At 67.1% G+C, this 15,594-nt stretch carries 16 protein-coding genes; 6 read left to right on the forward strand and 10 right to left on the reverse strand.

Annotated features, from left to right (window positions below):
- The first annotated feature begins 198 nt into the window (after positions 1-198).
- Positions 199-462, forward strand: coding sequence for a putative signal transducing protein (locus ACSYS9_RS03630; RefSeq protein ID WP_049460931.1), 264 nt, complete (start codon positions 199-201; stop codon positions 460-462).
- Positions 463-492: 30 nt separating this feature from the next.
- Entirely contained in the window at positions 493-1,158 is a 666-nt protein-coding gene (gene msrA / locus ACSYS9_RS03635) for a peptide-methionine (S)-S-oxide reductase MsrA (RefSeq protein ID WP_049460935.1), read from the forward strand.
- A gap of 591 nt (positions 1,159-1,749) precedes the next feature.
- On the opposite strand, the gene ACSYS9_RS03640 is transcribed toward msrA, so the two are convergent.
- From ACSYS9_RS03640 to ahpC, 5 genes are all read right to left on the reverse strand, one after another.
- Positions 1,750-2,706, reverse strand: a complete 957-nt coding sequence (locus ACSYS9_RS03640; protein ID WP_049463648.1) for a transaldolase — start codon at positions 2,704-2,706, stop codon at positions 1,750-1,752.
- A gap of 50 nt (positions 2,707-2,756) precedes the next feature.
- Positions 2,757-3,161 carry a nucleoside diphosphate kinase regulator gene (rnk, locus tag ACSYS9_RS03645; RefSeq protein WP_005408156.1) on the reverse strand — a complete coding sequence of 135 codons (405 nt, stop codon included), beginning with the start codon at positions 3,159-3,161 and terminating at the stop codon, positions 2,757-2,759.
- Positions 3,162-3,284: 123 nt separating this feature from the next.
- Positions 3,285-4,247: a LysR substrate-binding domain-containing protein gene (locus ACSYS9_RS03650; RefSeq protein ID WP_032129919.1), complete on the reverse strand. Its 963-nt coding sequence runs from the start codon at positions 4,245-4,247 to the stop codon at positions 3,285-3,287.
- Positions 4,248-4,332: 85 nt separating this feature from the next.
- On the reverse strand, positions 4,333-5,925 hold the full coding sequence (gene ahpF, locus ACSYS9_RS03655; protein WP_049463647.1) for an alkyl hydroperoxide reductase subunit F: 1,593 nt from the start codon (positions 5,923-5,925) through the stop codon (positions 4,333-4,335).
- A 225-nt stretch (positions 5,926-6,150) separates the two neighbouring features.
- Positions 6,151-6,714: an alkyl hydroperoxide reductase subunit C gene (ahpC, locus tag ACSYS9_RS03660; RefSeq protein WP_005408159.1), complete on the reverse strand. Its 564-nt coding sequence runs from the start codon at positions 6,712-6,714 to the stop codon at positions 6,151-6,153.
- Between the two features lie 349 nt (positions 6,715-7,063).
- Here ahpC and prmC point away from each other — a divergent pair, with 349 nt between their 5' ends.
- Both prmC and pip read left to right on the forward strand, forming a co-directional pair.
- Positions 7,064-7,921, forward strand: coding sequence for a peptide chain release factor N(5)-glutamine methyltransferase (gene prmC / locus ACSYS9_RS03665; RefSeq protein WP_049463646.1), 858 nt, complete (start codon positions 7,064-7,066; stop codon positions 7,919-7,921).
- Positions 7,922-7,969: 48 nt separating this feature from the next.
- Entirely contained in the window at positions 7,970-8,911 is a 942-nt protein-coding gene (pip, locus tag ACSYS9_RS03670; RefSeq protein ID WP_014646006.1) for a prolyl aminopeptidase, read from the forward strand.
- Positions 8,912-9,108: 197 nt separating this feature from the next.
- Here pip and ACSYS9_RS03675 read toward each other — a convergent pair whose 3' ends face one another.
- Complete coding sequence (locus tag ACSYS9_RS03675; protein WP_049463645.1) at positions 9,109-9,993, reverse strand: LysR family transcriptional regulator; 885 nt, start codon at positions 9,991-9,993, stop codon at positions 9,109-9,111.
- Positions 9,994-10,098: 105 nt separating this feature from the next.
- On the opposite strand from ACSYS9_RS03675, the gene ACSYS9_RS03680 reads away from it, so the two are divergent.
- Both ACSYS9_RS03680 and ACSYS9_RS03685 read left to right on the forward strand, forming a co-directional pair.
- Positions 10,099-11,517, forward strand: coding sequence for an MFS transporter (locus ACSYS9_RS03680; protein WP_049463643.1), 1,419 nt, complete (start codon positions 10,099-10,101; stop codon positions 11,515-11,517).
- Entirely contained in the window at positions 11,514-12,185 is a 672-nt protein-coding gene (locus ACSYS9_RS03685) for a hypothetical protein (protein ID WP_071229183.1), read from the forward strand. Before ACSYS9_RS03680 ends, ACSYS9_RS03685 begins: the two co-directional genes overlap by 4 nt.
- A 312-nt stretch (positions 12,186-12,497) precedes the next feature.
- Here ACSYS9_RS03685 and ACSYS9_RS03690 read toward each other — a convergent pair whose 3' ends face one another.
- From ACSYS9_RS03690 to ACSYS9_RS03705, 4 genes are read right to left on the reverse strand one after another with little or no spacing between them, the layout of a single operon-like run.
- Entirely contained in the window at positions 12,498-13,295 is a 798-nt protein-coding gene (locus tag ACSYS9_RS03690; protein ID WP_049463512.1) for an N-formylglutamate amidohydrolase, read from the reverse strand.
- Positions 13,288-13,842, reverse strand: coding sequence for an NUDIX hydrolase (locus tag ACSYS9_RS03695; protein ID WP_010481791.1), 555 nt, complete (start codon positions 13,840-13,842; stop codon positions 13,288-13,290). Before ACSYS9_RS03695 ends, ACSYS9_RS03690 begins: the two co-directional genes overlap by 8 nt.
- Positions 13,839-14,789: a 5'-3' exonuclease gene (locus ACSYS9_RS03700; RefSeq protein ID WP_049463514.1), complete on the reverse strand. Its 951-nt coding sequence runs from the start codon at positions 14,787-14,789 to the stop codon at positions 13,839-13,841. Before ACSYS9_RS03700 ends, ACSYS9_RS03695 begins: the two co-directional genes overlap by 4 nt.
- Positions 14,786-15,367, reverse strand: coding sequence for a nitroreductase family protein (locus ACSYS9_RS03705; protein ID WP_049399990.1), 582 nt, complete (start codon positions 15,365-15,367; stop codon positions 14,786-14,788). Before ACSYS9_RS03705 ends, ACSYS9_RS03700 begins: the two co-directional genes overlap by 4 nt.
- Positions 15,368-15,594: the final 227 nt, after the last annotated feature.

Below are 15,594 nucleotides of genomic sequence, written 5' to 3' on the forward strand. Positions count from 1 at the left end.
CGGTAGGGTGTGGGGATGCCGGCCAGCGGCCGGCACTACCCAACTGCACGGCGATCCACATTCCGCCGGCCCGCTGCCGGCGCTACCGGAAAGTGGATGGGTAGTGCCGGCCGCTGGCCGGCAGAACGGTCATGCGCCGTCACCACCACCATTCAGCCCCCGGGCGTATGCTGGAACCCTGTCCCACGGAGCTGCCGCATGCACATCGTGTACAAGGCCGACAACCTGTTCGACGCCCACCTGGTCAAGCACGCGCTGGAGGATGCCGGCATCCCGGCCTTCGTGTTCGGCGAGTCGTTGCTGGGCGGCATGGGCGAGCTGCCACTGTTCGGCGTGCTGCGGGTGGGCATCCCTGGTGCGGCACGGCCGCAGGCCGAGGACATCGTGGCGGCGCTGGACTTGGGCCACGCGCCGGACGCCCCCATTTCCGATGCAGACGACATAGCCGGCCTTCCGGCGTAGGAGCGCATCATGTTGGGAATTGGCCAGGGCATCCTCGGCATCGGCGCCTTCAAGCAGCGCCTGCCGCGCCCGGAAGAAGCACTGCCGGGGCGTGACCAACCGCTGCCGCTGCACAGCAACCAGCACTTCGTGAACAGCCATCCGCTGAAGGACCGTTTCGCCGGCCTGCAGCAGATCCGCTTCGCGCTGGGCTGCTTCTGGGGCGCCGAGCGCAAGTTCTGGACCGAACCGGGCGTGTACAGCACCTCGGTGGGCTACGCCGGCGGCATCACCCCGAACCCGACCTATGAAGAGGTGTGCTCGGGCCTGACCGGCCACACCGAAGTGGTGCAGGTGGTGTTCGACCCGGCGGTGGTGAGCCTGGAGCGGCTGCTGCAGCTGTTCTGGGAAAGCCACGACCCGACCCAGGGCATGCGCCAGGGCAACGACACCGGCACCCAGTACCGTTCGGCGATCCACGCCACCGACGAGGCGCAGTACGCCGCCGCGCTGGCCAGCCGCGAGGCCTACCAGGCGCAGCTGGCCGCAGCCGGCTACGGGCCGATCACCACCGAGATCGTGTACCCGGCACCGGCGTACTACTACGCCGAGGACTATCACCAGCAGTACCTGGCGAAGAACCCGAACGGTTACTGCGGCATCGGCGGCACCGGGGTGAGCTGCCCGATCGGATTGGATGTGGAGGCGCCGCGCTGACGCGCGGTGGTCCGCCTGCGGCGGGCAACGTCAAAATCAACGTCAACAGCCAAAGCGGCTCTGGGTTGTTGTGAGTTTGGCGGGACGGGTACAGATGGCGGGACACGCCGTAAACCCGTCCATGGGGGCTCGGCCACGGCATCCATGCCGTGGACGGTCCCGCCATCTGCACCCGTCCCGCCTTCGACAGTTTCCCGGTGACGGGGGGCAAGAGCATTGGGTTACTGACGAACTGAAGGAAAACAAAAAGGACGCGGCGTTCGCCGCGTCCTTTTTGTTTGATCCTGCAGTGCTTTCTGTAGAGCGGAGCCATGCTCCGCTCCGAGCAAGCGAAGCGCGCGACCCGCTTTGCTCTTCTTTCTTTCATCCGTGGCGCGCGGCCACCGGAAACTGTCAGAGGGCGGGCGGGTTGGGTTCGCGGGAGTGTCCGCGGCATGGATGCCGCGGCCAAGCCTCCAGGGACGGATTCACGGCGTCTCCCGCGAACCCAACCCGCCCGACCCAGCGCGGCTTTTGCTTTAGCAGTCAGTCGAGCAAGCTCGACTCTACAAATCGATCCGCCACGAGGGGCTCAGCCGTTGGCCGAAATCCTCACAGTTCCGAACGAATGCGCTCGCGCAGCGCCTGCAGATCCTTGGCAAACGCATCGATACCGGTCGCCAGCTTCTCGGTCGCCATCGGATCGGCCGCCAGATCCGATGCGAACTTCGCCGCATCGATCGGCGTCACCGCCACGCCATCCGCCGCACCGGCCACCAGCTTGCGCGGCAGCTCGCCGTGGTCGGCGTCCAGCTTCTCCAGCAGGTCCGGCGAAATCGTCAGGCGGTCGCAGCCGGCCAGCGCTTCGATCTGCGCGGTCGAACGGAACGAGGCGCCCATCACCACCGTCGGCGAACCGCGGCGCTTGAATTCGGCATACACGCCGCGCACGAACTTCACGCCCGGGTCTTCATCGATGTTGGCCGGGGTCTGGCCGTTGGCCACGTACCAGTCCAGGATGCGGCCGACGAACGGCGAGATCAGGAACGCGCCGGCTTCGCTGCAGGCCAGCGCCTGGGTCGGGTTGAAGATCAGGGTCAGGTTGCAGTCGATGCCTTCGGCCTGCAGGATGCGCGCGGCTTCCACGCCTTCCCAGGTCGCGGCGATCTTGATCAGGATCTTCTCGCGCGGCACGCCGGCATCGGCGTACATCTGGATGAACTGGCGGGCCTTGGCTACGGTGGCAGCGGTGTCGTGGGCCTGGTCGGCATCCACTTCGGTGGACACGCGGCCCGGCACCAGCGTGCTCAGCAGCGCGCCGACGCCGATGGTCAGGCGGTCGGCCACGGCGTGCACCACGGCTTCGCGGTCGCCACTCTGCTGGCGGCCCCAGGCCAGTTCGCGTTCGATCAGCTCGGCGTAGACCGGCAGGTCCAGCGCCTTCTTCACCAGGGTCGGGTTGGTGGTGCAGTCCACCGGCTGCAGGCGCTTGATCGCCTCGTAGTCACCGGTATCGGCAACGACCACGGACAGTTCGCGCAGCTGGGACAGTTTGGACGGGGTACTCATTACGGCTCCTGGTGCAGGGGGATCGAATCGCGCGCGGTGCGCAGCGGTAATCAGGGGCGGTCGTTGTGGACCGCGGTCACGCGCAGGCGCAGCTTGCGGCCGCCGGGCGCGTTCCAGTCGATGCTCTGGCCGATCGAAAGGCCGAGCAGGGCACTGCCGACCGGGGCCAGCACGGAAACCTTGCCTTCATCGACGTTGGCTTCGCGGGGGAAGACCAGGGTCAGGACGTGCTTCTCGCCCGACACTTCATCTTCGCACTCCACGCGCGAATGCATCATGACGATGCCTTCGGGAATCTGGTCCGGTGCCAGCACGGTGGCACGGTTGAGTTCTTCAGCAAGCGCGAGCGCGGCAGGCGTCTGGCTCAGCGCAGGGGATTCGAGCATGGCGTCCAGGCGGTCCATGTCGAAGGTGGAAACGGTGATCGACGGCGGCAGGCCGCTGGCGGTACTCATGGTGAAGCTCCTTGGTTGAAAGCCATGCAAAAGGCGGCACCTGCTGGCGCCGCCTGTCTGTATTGTGGGGACAAATGCGACCGGAATCGACTCCTGCCGATTCCAGGCCGGTGCTGCGGGGGTTCAGCCGTTCAGCGCGGGGCCGGGCAGGGCGGTCGTGTCGCCGGCGGCGTTGACCGCTTCCAGGGTGAACAGCGCCTGCGGCAGGCGCTTGAACTGATCGGCCAGCTCCATCAGGAAGTCGTTCATGGCCGAGCTGCGGCGCCAGATCATCGCGATGCGGCGGCTGGGGCGTCCTTCGCCGGTGAAGTCGAGCAGGCGGATGTTGTTCGAGCGCGGCACCGGCGGCTGCACCGACAGGCTTGGCAGCAGGGTGATGCCGACGTCGGCGGCGACCATCTGCCGCAGGGTTTCCAGGCTGGTGGCGCGGAACTCGGACTTCTCGTTGGCACCGAACAGGCGGCAGACTTCCAGTGCCTGGTCGCGCAGGCAATGGCCATCTTCCAGCAGCAGCAGCTTCTGCGTGGCCAGCTCCTGCACGTCCAGGTGTTCGCGACGGGCCAGCGGGTGGCGCCCGGATACGGCCAGCAGGAAGGGTTCCTCGAACAGGAACTCGGCATGCAGCTGGTCGTCGATCACCGGCAGGGCCAGCAGTGCAGCGTCGAGCTTGCCTTCGCGCAGGCGGTCCAGCAGCACATCGCTCTTTTCCTCGACCAGCAGCAGTTCCAGCTCCGGGAAGCGATCGCGGATGCGCGGAATCACATGCGGCAGCAGGTACGGGCCCAGGGTCGGGAAGATCCCCAGGCGCACCGTACCGGCTTCCGGATCGCGACTGCGACGTGCCGCTTCCTTCAGCTGTTCCACTTCGGACACGATCACCCGTGCCCGTGCTGCTGCTTCCTGGCCGGCCGGGGTCAGCATCACCTTGCGCGGTGCACGTTCCACCAGCGGCAGGCCCAGCTCTTCTTCCAGCTTGCGGATCTGCGTGGACAGCGTCGGCTGGCTGACGAAGCAGGAGGCGGCAGCCCGGCCGAAATGCTTGTGGTCGGCCAGGGCTACCAGGTACTTCAGATCACGTAGGTTCATCCTTACACCCCAGGGGTAACGGACCGGCTGACGGCATGGTTACCCGACAGGCAGACAATGTTCCCGGTGATCTGGGAACGATGGATCAGGCAGCTTCAGCAACAGCACCACTGCTGCTGCTCACCGACGAGCGGATCAGGTGGTCGAACGCGCTCAGTGCGGCGGTCGAACCGGCGCCCATGGCGATGATGATCTGCTTGTAGGGTACCGTCGTGCAATCGCCAGCAGCGAACACGCCCGGCAGGTTGGTCTGGCCGCGGTCATCGATGACGACCTCGCCACGCGGCGACAGCGCCACGGTGTCCTTCAGCCACTCGGTGTTGGGCAGCAGGCCGATCTGCACGAAGATGCCTTCCAGCTCGACGCGGTGGGCGTCGCCGCCGACACGGTCCTTGTAGACCAGGCCGGTGACACGGCTGCCGTCGCCCAGCACTTCGGTGGTCTGTGCGCTGGTCAGCACGGTGACGTTGGCCAGGCTGCGCAGTTTCTTCTGCAGCACTTCGTCGGCGCGCAGGCTGGAATCGAACTCCAGCAGGGTTACATGCGACACGATGCCGGCCAGATCGATGGCCGCTTCCACGCCGGAGTTGCCGCCGCCGATCACCGCCACGCGCTTGCCCTTGAACAGCGGACCATCGCAGTGCGGGCAGTAGGCCACGCCCTTGTTGCGGTACTGGTCTTCGCCCGGCACGTTCATCTGGCGCCAGCGTGCGCCGGTGGACAGGATCACCGAACGCGACTTCAGCACCGCGCCGTTCTCCAGCTGCACCTGCACCAGGCCGTCTTCACCGGCCGGCACCAGCGCACTGGCGCGCTGCAGGTTCATGATGTCCACCTCGTACTCGCGCACGTGCTGTTCCAGCGCCGTGGCCAGCTTCGGGCCCTCGGTCTCCTTCACCGAGATGAAGTTCTCGATCGCCATGGTGTCCAGCACCTGGCCACCGAAACGCTCGGCGGCGATGCCGGTGCGGATGCCCTTGCGCGCGGCGTAGATCGCCGCTGCTGCGCCGGCCGGGCCACCGCCCACCACCAGCACGTCGAAGGCGTCCTTGGCGGCGATCTTCTCGGCATCGCGCTTGCTGGCATTGGTGTCCAGCTTGGCGACGATCTGCTCGAGGGTCATGCGACCCTGGTCGAAGACTTCACCGTTGAGGTACACGGTCGGCACCGACATGATCTCGCGCTTCTCGACTTCGTCCTGGAACAGGGCACCGTCGATGGCCACGTGCTGGATGCGCGGGTTGAGTACCGCGGCCAGGTTCAGCGCCTGCACCACGTCCGGGCAGTTCTGGCAGGACAGCGAGAAGTAGGTTTCGAACCTGTATTCACCTTCCAGGTTCTGCACCTGCTCGATCAGCTCGGCGGTGGCCTTGGACGGGTGGCCGCCGACCTGCAGCAGCGCCAGCACCAGCGAGGTGAACTCGTGGCCCATCGGCAGGCCGGCGAAGGTCAGGTGGATATCCTGGCCCGGGGTGCCCAGGTCGAAGGACGGCACACGGCCCTGGCCATCGCGCAGCACCTGCAGCGAGATCTTGTCCGACAGGCTGTCCAGGGTCTGCAGCAGTTCCAGCATTTCCTGCGACTTGGCGCCGTCGTCGGCGTGCGCGGTGATCTGGATCGGGCGGGTCACGCGCTCCAGATAGGTCTTCAGCTGCGACTGCAGGTTGGCGTCCAACATCGGGTCATCTCCTGGCTTCAGGCAAACAGGGGGCGTGGCACCGCTGTAGAAGGTAGCGGACCAGCAGGGGGTAGGGGTGAACCCAAGACAGCGACCGTGGAAGGGGCTGGCTGGCCAAGGCGGGCGAGCGTTGGCTGTCTTGGGTTCACCCCCACGCCGGCGGGGGGACCGGCACGGGGATGAAAGGCGCGCCGTGGCGTGGGGCCACGGCAGGCCGGTACTGCTTTAGATCTTGCCGACCAGGTCCAGCGACGGGGTCAGGGTCTTCTCGCCTTCCTTCCACTTGGCCGGGCACACCTGGTTCGGGTTGGCGGCGGTGAACTGGGCAGCCTTCAGCTTGCGCAGGGTTTCGGAGACGTCACGGGCGATCTCGTTGGAGTGGATCTCCAGGGTCTTGATCACGCCTTCCGGGTTGATGATGAAGGTGCCGCGCAGGGCCAGGCCTTCTTCCGGAATGTGCACGCCGAAGGCGTTGGTCAGCTGGTGGGTCGGGTCGCCGACCAGCGGGAACTGGGCCTTGCCGACGGCCGGCGAGGTTTCGTGCCACACCTTGTGCGAGAAGTGGGTGTCGGTGGTGACAATATAGACCTCGGCGCCGGCCTTCTTGAACTCGGCGTAATGGTCAGCGGCGTCTTCGATCTCGGTCGGGCAGTTGAAGGTGAAGGCGGCCGGCATGAAGATCAGGACGGACCACTGGCCCTTCAGGCTGGCGTCGGAAACCTTGATGAACTCGCCATTGTGGTAAGCGTTGGCTTCGAACGGCTGGATCTGGGTGTTGATCAGGGACATCGTTTTTCCTCTGGTGAAGGGGAGTGGGTGAATCGACAGGAGCTAGGTTACCGACTCGCTGGCGATAAGAACAATCCATTGATTGCATCTATTTGATAGATGGAATCTATCATTTGGTCATGAGCAGGCACTGAACCTTGCCGCTCCCATCCTGCAACTGGCTGTGTGACAAGGGAAATCTTCCGGAACGGCTGAATAGGGCCAATAGTCCCTCCTTATCCCCTCGGGCAGAACCTGAACGGATTGCAGCCTTTTGTAGAGTCGAGCCATGCTCGACTGCGGACCTGTGGATGTGTAGCTCGACTGCGCCAGAAGCAGCCGAGCATGGGCTCCGCTCTACAATTGCGGCATGTTTTCCCAAACCGAACCCTCCCTGCGCCAGATCGTGGCCGAGGCCAGTGCCCGCCTCGGCGGCGTCGAGGCCCGCCACGAGGCCGAACTGCTGCTGCTGCATGTGCTGGAGCGCCCGCGCAGCTGGCTGTTCGCGCATGCCACCGATCCGCTGGCCGCCGCCGACCTGGCCGCCTTCGAAGCGTTGCTGGCCCGCCGCGTGGCCGGTGAGCCGGTGGCCTACCTGACCGGCCGCCGCGGTTTCTGGACGCTGGACCTGGAGGTCGACCCGGCCACGCTGATCCCGCGTCCGGAAACCGAGCTGCTGGTCGAGCTGGCGCTGGAGCGGCTGCCGCCAGACCAATCGCTGCAGCTGGCCGACCTCGGCACTGGCACCGGCGCGATCGCCTTGGCGCTGGCCAGCGAACGGCCCCAAGCGCAGGTGCTGGCCACCGATGCCAGCCCGGGCGCGCTGGCCGTGGCCGCGCGCAATGCTGCGCGCCATGAACTGCGCAACGTCCGCTTCGCCGAGGGCGGGCAGGACTGGTATGCGCCGCTGCAGGGCGCGCGGTTCGACCTGATCGCCAGCAACCCGCCGTACATCGCCAGCGACGATCCGCACCTGGCCCAGGGCGACCTGCGCTTCGAACCGGCCACCGCGCTGGCCTCCGGCGTGGACGGGCTGGATGACATCCGCCGCATCGTCGACGGTGGCCAGGCCCACCTGCTGCCCGGCGGTTGGCTGCTGATCGAGCACGGTTGGGACCAGGGCGTGGCGATCCGCGCGCTATTCGACGCGGCGGGTTTTGCGGAAGTGCAGACCGTGCAGGATCTGGAGCAGCGCGACCGCATCACCCTGGGCCGGCGTCCGGCCTAGAATGGAGGTTCTCCTGCCCCGGCAGGGCATCACCCTGGAGCTGCAAGCATGCGTACGCTGTACCCCGCCATCACCCCCTACGACGTCGGCACCCTGAAGGTCGACGACCGCCACACGCTGTACTTCGAACAGTGCGGCAACCCGGACGGCAAGCCGGTGGTGATGCTGCACGGTGGCCCGGGCGGCGGCTGCAGCGACAAGATGCGCCAGTTCCACGACCCGTCCAAGTACCGCATCATCCTGTTCGACCAGCGCGGTGCCGGCCGTTCCACCCCGCACGCGGACCTGGTGGACAACACCACCTGGGACCTCGTCGCCGATATCGAGAAGCTGCGCGAGCACCTGAAGGTGGATCGCTGGCAGGTGTTCGGCGGCAGCTGGGGGTCGACCCTGGCGCTGGCCTATGCCGAGACCCACCCGCAGCGCGTGACCGAACTGGTCCTGCGCGGCATCTTCATGCTGCGTCGCTGGGAGCTGGAATGGTTCTACCAGGAAGGCGCCAACCGCCTGTTCCCGGATGCGTGGGAGCATTACCTCAAGCCGATTCCTTCGGTGGAGCGTCATGACCTGATCTCGGCCTTCCACCGCCGCCTGACCAGCGACGACGAAACCACCCGCCTGGAAGCGGCCAAGGCGTGGGCGGTGTGGGAAGGCGCGACCAGCTTCCTGCACGTCGATGATGACTTCATCAACAGCCACGAAGACCCGCACTTCGCGCTGGCCTTTGCCCGCATCGAGAACCACTACTTCGTCAACGGCGGCTTCTTCGAAGTGGAAGACCAGCTGCTGCGCGACGCACACCGCATCGCTGACATTCCCGGCGTGATCGTGCACGGCCGCTACGACGTGGTCTGCCCGCTGGCCAACGCCTGGGACCTGACCAAGGTGTGGCCGAAGGCGAAGCTGGAAATCACGCCGGCGTCGGGTCACTCGGCGTTCGAAGCCGAGAACGTGGACGCGCTGGTGCGCGCCACCGACAGTTTTGCTTGAGGCAAAACTATCCACGCATTCCACCTTATCCCCGCGCCTGTCGGCGCGCCCCCTTGAACAACAAGGGGGCTCTGCTCCAGACCGGGTTCGGTGCACTGATCAGTAGAGCCAGGCCACGCCTGGCTGCGGTAGTGCCGGCCGCTGGCCGGCAAACCTGAGACGGTTGGATTCCTGGAGGCGCCGGCCAGCGGCCGGCGCTACCACTCCCCAGCCAGCAACGCGTCGGCCAGTACCTGCAGCTTCGGCGAGCATTGCCGCGAGGGCGGATAGATCAGTGACAGTGCACGGCTGCGGCCTTCAAACGGCTGCAGCACGCGCTGCAGGCGGCCATCGGCCAACGCATCGGCCACGGCGAAATCCATCACCTGCACGATGCCGATACCGGCGATGGCCGCTTCCACCAGCGGATCGCCGCTGTCGAACACCATCCGCGTCGGCGGCGTGAACTCGCGCAGTTGCCCGTCCTGCAGGAACTGCCAGTCCACCAGCCGGCCACTGCGCAGGTTGCGCACCGCCAGGCAGGCATGGTCCTGCAGCGCGGCCACATCGTCCGGTGCGCCACAGCGGGCCAGATAGGCGGGGCTGGCCACCGTCACCCAGCGCAGCGGCCGCAATGGCCGCGCGACGATGCGCTGGTCGGCGATGACGCCGGTGCGCAGCGCGGCATCGAAGCCTTCCTCGACCAGATCGACCAGACGGTCGCTGAGCACCGCTTCCACCTGCAGCTGCGGATGCTGTTGCAGCAACGGCGCCAGCATCGGCACCAGCACCTTGCGCCCGAACATCGACGGCGCACTGATCTTCAACGTGCCCGAGGGCGTGCACGGGCGGTCGGCCAGTTGCCGTTCGGCATCGTCCAGGCCGGCCAGCAGTGGTGCCACCTGTTCCACGAACTGGCGGCCATCCGGGGTCAGCGCCACGTTGCGGGTGTTCCGCTGCAGCAGCTTCACCCCCAGCGACACTTCCAGCCGCCCGATCGCGCGCGACAGGCCGGATTGGCTCAGGCCGAGCTGGCCGGCGGCCACGGTGAAACTGCGGGCTTCGGCCACCTGCACCAGCATGCGCACCGCATTGAGGTCCATCGAGGCTCCATTCATGCCGAAAATCATGACAGATATGGTCGGGGAGGGGTTTATTGATTGGCTCGCATCAATGAGACTGCGCTCCCCCACCGCGCCAGACCGCCGATGCCTCCCCTCAAATACCCGCGCTGGGCGCTGACCCTGCTGGCCACCGCCCAGCTGATCATCGCCCTGGATGCCACCATCATCTTCGTTGCCCTGCATGACATGGGCCGCGCGCTGCAGATCAACGCGCAGCAGCTGCAATGGGTGGTCAGTGCCTACACCGTGGCCTTCGGCGGCAGCCTGCTGCTCGGCGGGCGCGCCGCCGACCTGATCGGCCGCCGCCGCTTCTACCGGCTGGGCATGCTGCTGTTCGCGCTGGCCTCGCTGCTCGGTGCGCTGGCGCCGAACGCCACGCTGTTGATCATCGCGCGCGCCGCACAAGGCGTCGGGGCGGCGCTGCTGTTCCCGGCCACGCTGGCGCTGATCAACACGCTGTACGCCGAAGGCCCGGTACGCAATCGTGCGCTGGCGATCTGGAGCATGGCCAGCGCGGTCGGCCTGGCGCTGGGCACGCTGCTCGGTGGCGTGCTGACCCAGGCGTTCGGCTGGCCGGCGGTGCTCGCGGTGATCGTGCCGCTGGCCACGGCGTGCGCGGTCGCGGCCGGTACATGGCTGCCGGCCGATGGTCCACGCGTGCAGGGCCGTTCCTTCGATCTGGCCGGTTGTCTCACTGTCACCGCTGGCGGCAGCCTGCTGGTCACCACCCTGGTGCAAGGGCCGGAGTGGGGCTGGACGGCGCCGGCTACGCTCATCTGCCTGCTGCTTTCAGCCGTATTGTTGACGGTGTTCGTACAGATCGAAAAGCGCAGCCGTGACCCGCTGATGCAGTTTTCGCTGTTGCGCCTGCCCGGCCTCCGCGCCGCGCTGGGTCTGACCTTCGCTTTCATGAGCAGCTATGGCGTGCAGTACTACTTCCTGGCGCTTTACTTCCAGGATGGCTATGGCTGGAGCCCGCTGCAGGCCGGTATGGCCTTCCTGCTGCCGACATTGGTGTGCACCTTCGGCATCCGGATTGCCGAACGCATGCTGCGGCGCCGTTCGCCACGGCAGGTGCTGGCCTGGGGCTTCGCCGCAGGTGCCGTCGGCATCGCCGCGGTTGCGTTGGCGATGCCGCATGGCGCCAGCTACTGGCCGCTGTTGCCGGGCATCGTGGTGCTCAGCATCGGCCAGGGCATGAGCTGGACGGCGATGTGGATCGTGGCCGGGCAGGGCGTGCCGGGTCCGCAGCAAGGCGTCGCGTCCGGCATGGCGGCCACCGCCCAGCAGATCGGCGGCGCCTTGGGATTGGCGGTACTGGTGATGGTCGCCAACGCTGCGCGCGGCACGCAGGCGGCAACCAGCCCTGATGCGTTGCAGGGCATGGTCAATGCACAGTACGGCGCCGCGCTGTTCGCCGCGCTCGGCGTGGTGATCGCGCTGGGCCTGCGCCCGGCGCCGGTAGACTCGGCAGCGACTGCCTGCCTGAGCACCGACGCATGATCGAACTGCTGGATCTGCAACAGACCCTGCATGCCTTCGCTGCCTGCAACGATGACGATGAGGTGTGGAACGCCTTCGGCTGGGTGATGGCCAGCGACGAGGACCTGCTGGCTGCGCGGTTGTGGTTGCCGTCATCCAGTGATGAAGCGCTGGATGACGACGGCGAGCGATCGGCCGCTTCGGCAGCGATGGGGCTGTTCCCGTATCTGGAACCGGCCATGTTTGCCGACGTGCTGGATGTGCAGAAGCGGCAACGCCCGCTGTCGTCGCTGCAGGACTACGCGCAGGCGCTGGCGTACTACACCGAGTACGACGCATTCCAGCAGGTCGAAGGTATCGACGAGGCCCTGGGCGAAGCGGGTGCTGAGGAACAAGCGGAGGCGCGCGAGGCAGGGCTGGGCGCAGGCATCTTCGCTTCCTTCGATCTGACGCTGAAGGCGTGCTCGGAGGGGCAGATCAAAGCCGCAGCGCAGCGCGTGGCGCGCCTGCTGGAGATGCCGGTGGGCGAGGCGTTGGCGCGCTGCCGTGCGTTGCCGCTGGTGCTGGGTGAGGCGCTGGATCGTCGCCGCGCGCAGGCGATCAAGGATGATCTCGAAGCGATCGGTGCGACCGTGCAGGTGCACGGGGTCAAGCCGTTCCCGTGGATGGATGCGCCCGTATTGCGGTAGTGCCGGCCGCTGGCCGGCAACCTCAGGTTCGTTGGATCATTGCAGTTGCCGGCCAGCGGCCGGCACTACCAAGCCTGGGTAAATCACCCGGCGGCCAGCAACTGCGGTTGCAACGCGCTGAAGATCCGCGCCAGCCGCTCCCAAGGATGACTTCGACGCCACCGGTGCGACCGTGCAGGTGCACGGGGTCAAGCCGTTCCCGTGGATGGATGCGCCCGTATTGCGGTAGTGCCGGCCGCTGGCCGGCAACCTCAGGTTCGTTGGATCATTGCAGTTGCCGGCCAGCGGCCGGCACTACCAAGCCTGGGTAAATCACCCGGCGGCCAGCAACTGCGGTTGCAGCGCGCTGAAGATCCGCGCCAGCCGCTGCGCCCATGCCAGCTGCCCGGCGGCATCGGCGATCAGGTCCTGGCGGATCTCCAGTTCCACGTGCACCAGCCCGCGGCCTTCGCCATGCACCGGCACCGCGTAGTCGCTGGTACTGCTGACCGAATACGGTTCGTTGTCGCCCACCACCAGGTCGCCTTCGTCGCGCAGTGCCTGCAGCAGTGCATGCGCAAAGCGCGTGTCCTGGTGGTACAGCACGCCGGCATGCCACGGCCGCTGCGCGCCGTTCATCGCCGGGGTGAAGCTGTGCATCATCACCAGCAGGGTGGGGCGACCGGCATCGCGGCGTGCGTCCAGTTCGGCGTCGATGCGTGCGTGGTACGGCGCGTGGATCGCATCGATGCGCTGTTGCCGCTGTGCCACTGACAGACCGGCATTGCCCGGGACCACGGTGTGGTCGCTCACTTCCGGAATCAGCGTGGGCGAGGCCAGTGGGCGGTTGCAGTCGATCAGCAGCCGCGAATAGGTCTGTTCGATCGCCCAGGCATCCAGCCGTTCGGCCAGCGCGCGGGTGGTGCCGGCAATGCCGATGTCCCAGCCGATGTGGCGGTCCAGTTCGACCTGTGGCAAGCCCAGGCCGGCGAGGGCACCCGGCACCTGTTGGCCGGCATGGTCGGCCAGCAGCAGGTACGGCGAAGCGCCCTGCGGCCGGTGAATCGCGTAGATTGCCGGATCATCGGCGCCGAGCAGCGCCGGCAGCGCATGCAGGTCGGCGTCAGCCACGCGGGCGCCCGTCCAGGTGGTGCTCGATCATCCACAGGCCGGCCCAGAGCTTGGCGTCCAGCTCGTAGCCTTCGCCCATCTTCTGCACCAGCCAGGCCGCGGCCTCACTGCGTGGAATCTCGTGCACGGTGATGTCCTCGCTGTCATCACCGCCACCTTCGCCGATCCGGCGCAGGCCGGTAGCGCGGACGAAGGCGATCTTCTCGCTGCTGGCGCCGGACGACGTCGGGCCGATCATCAGCACTTCGGCGTGATCGGCGGTCCAGCCGGTTTCTTCTTCCAGTTCGCGCACGGCCGAGACTTCAATCGATTCGCCGGCGTGGATGTCGCCGACCAGGCCGGCCGGCATCTCGATGGTGGGTGCCTGCAGCGGCACGCGGAACTGCTCGACGAACAGCACCTTGTCCTCAGGGGTGACGGCGATGATGATCGCGGCCAGGCCACCGGCGTGGGTACGTTCGCTGTATTCCCAGGTGCCGCGCACCAGCATGCGCTGGTACTTGCCTTCATAGACGACACGCGGGGCTTCGGTGTTGCGCTGGCTCATGCGGGCTCGCTGGAATTGGAAAAGGATGGAGTGGGAACGGGGTCGGCCACACCGGCGGCATCGAACAGCCGGCGGCGGGTCATCGGGCCGAAGCGCAGGGTCTGGCACAGGCCACCGAGCAGCTCCGGGTCGGCCGCCTGGCGCAGCAGACCGGGTTGGCTGCCTTCCAGCGGCGCGTCCAGCGCGATGGTGGTCAGCTGGCGCCAGAGCTGGGCGTGCTCGCGCTGTTCGCGCAGGCGCACCGCCATCTGTGCCGCGCCGCGCAGGCGCAGGAACGGCACTTCGTCCAGGCGTTCGTACAGCGCATCCATGCTGCCGAAGTGGGCCAGCAGCACGGCGGCGGACTTGCTGCCGACACCACTGACACCGGGAATGTTGTCCACCGCATCGCCGCACAGTGCCAGGTAATCGGCGATCTGGTGCGCGTGCACGCCGTGCCGCGCCTTCACTCCGGCTACGTCCCAACGCTGGTTGCGTGCGTAGTCCCACTGCTCGTCGTGATCCAGCAGCAGCTGCGACAGGTCCTTGTCGGCGGAGATGATCACCCCGCGGTGGCTGCCACGGTGCACGTGCAGGGCGCTGCCGATCAGGTCATCGGCTTCGAATTCGTGGTGGGCCAGCACCGCAAGGCCCAATGCCGCGCACAGCGCCTTGCAGTGTACGAACTGGCGCTTGAGCGCCTCCGGTGCCGGGTCGCGGTTGGCCTTGTAGGCCGGGTACAGGCGATGGCGGAAGCCGCTGTCGAGCGCTTCGTCGAAGGCGATGGCGATGTGCCGGGGGCGCTCGCGCTCCAGCAGGTCCAGCAGGAAGCGGGCGAAGCCGTGCACGGCGTTGGTCGGCCAGCCCTGCGCGTCCTGGAACTGGTCCGGCAGCGAGTGCCAGGCGCGGAACACGTAGATGCTGGCGTCGACCAGATACAGCGACGGCGGCGGAGCCGGCAGGCTCATGCCGGCGGCGTCCAGTCGCGCAGCAGGGCCGCCGGATCGGGGCGCTCGCGCTCAGGTACATCAGCCTTGGGTGTACCGATGTGGATGAAGCCGGCGATGCGTTCGCCTTCGACCAGGCCCAAGTGGGCCTGTACCGCCGGATCGAAGGCCATCCAGGCGGTCAGCCACTGCGCGCCGAAGCCCAGCGCCTGCGCGGCCTGCAGCAGGGCGAAGCAGACGCAGCCGGCGGTCATCAGCTGTTCCTGCTCGGGCACCTTCGGGTCCGGCCGCGGGCTGGCCACCACCACGATCACCAGCGGCGCATGGCTGAAACGCTGGCGGTCCTTCTCGAATACCGCCTCGCCCGCATGCGGGTCGCGCTGGCGGCTGCGCTCGGCCAGGAAGTCGCCCAGAGTGTGACGTGCATCGCCGGCGATCTTCAGGAAGCGGAACGGTACGCGCTTGCCGTGGTCGGGCACGCGCACGGCCGAGGCCAGCATGCGCTGCAGGGTGGCTGGATCCGGTCCGGGCTCGCCCAGTTGCCGCGAGGGCACCGAGCGGCGGGCATCCAGGGCAAGCAGGGCAGCGGGGTCGGGCATGGAGTCTGAACCGGTCATCACGGGTGTTTGATTATAGTCGGGGTGGTCAATGACGCCGTCTGTGTCGCGTCCCGCCCCTGAATATCAAACTGTGATGAACATCATGCCACTGGCGGGAAAGGGACGACCGCTTCCTCTCGCCTCGTGGGCCTCGCACGGCTTACGATATCTATCTTGCCGGGCCGCCGGTCATGAGGTTTGAAGTGAGGACTGTTTCACTGTCCGTG

The organism is Stenotrophomonas sp. STK17_22 (assembly GCF_051983905.1).
Lineage (GTDB): Bacteria > Pseudomonadota > Gammaproteobacteria > Xanthomonadales > Xanthomonadaceae > Stenotrophomonas > Stenotrophomonas maltophilia_A.

Excerpts from the sequence above, each read along its gene's own strand:
- ACSYS9_RS03675 (WP_049463645.1), bottom strand. The coding sequence starts at position 9,993 with ATGGACCTCAATGCGGTGCGCATGCTGGTGCAGGTGGCCGAAGCCCGC.
- ahpC (WP_005408159.1), bottom strand. The coding sequence starts at position 6,714 with ATGTCCCTGATCAACACCCAGATCCAGCCGTTCGAAGCCAACGCTTAC.
- ACSYS9_RS03680 (WP_049463643.1), top strand. The coding sequence starts at position 10,099 with ATGCCTCCCCTCAAATACCCGCGCTGGGCGCTGACCCTGCTGGCCACC.
- ahpF (WP_049463647.1), bottom strand. The coding sequence starts at position 5,925 with ATGTTGGACGCCAACCTGCAGTCGCAGCTGAAGACCTATCTGGAGCGC.
- ACSYS9_RS03630 (WP_049460931.1), top strand. The coding sequence starts at position 199 with ATGCACATCGTGTACAAGGCCGACAACCTGTTCGACGCCCACCTGGTC.
- rnk (WP_005408156.1), bottom strand. The coding sequence starts at position 3,161 with ATGAGTACCGCCAGCGGCCTGCCGCCGTCGATCACCGTTTCCACCTTC.
- ACSYS9_RS03695 (WP_010481791.1), bottom strand. The coding sequence starts at position 13,842 with ATGAGCCAGCGCAACACCGAAGCCCCGCGTGTCGTCTATGAAGGCAAG.
- ACSYS9_RS03650 (WP_032129919.1), bottom strand. The coding sequence starts at position 4,247 with ATGAACCTACGTGATCTGAAGTACCTGGTAGCCCTGGCCGACCACAAG.
- prmC (WP_049463646.1), top strand. The coding sequence starts at position 7,064 with ATGTTTTCCCAAACCGAACCCTCCCTGCGCCAGATCGTGGCCGAGGCC.
- ACSYS9_RS03705 (WP_049399990.1), bottom strand. The coding sequence starts at position 15,367 with ATGCCCGACCCCGCTGCCCTGCTTGCCCTGGATGCCCGCCGCTCGGTG.
- pip (WP_014646006.1), top strand. The coding sequence starts at position 7,970 with ATGCGTACGCTGTACCCCGCCATCACCCCCTACGACGTCGGCACCCTG.
- ACSYS9_RS03685 (WP_071229183.1), top strand. The coding sequence starts at position 11,514 with ATGATCGAACTGCTGGATCTGCAACAGACCCTGCATGCCTTCGCTGCC.
- ACSYS9_RS03700 (WP_049463514.1), bottom strand. The coding sequence starts at position 14,789 with ATGAGCCTGCCGGCTCCGCCGCCGTCGCTGTATCTGGTCGACGCCAGC.
- ACSYS9_RS03640 (WP_049463648.1), bottom strand. The coding sequence starts at position 2,706 with ATGAGTACCCCGTCCAAACTGTCCCAGCTGCGCGAACTGTCCGTGGTC.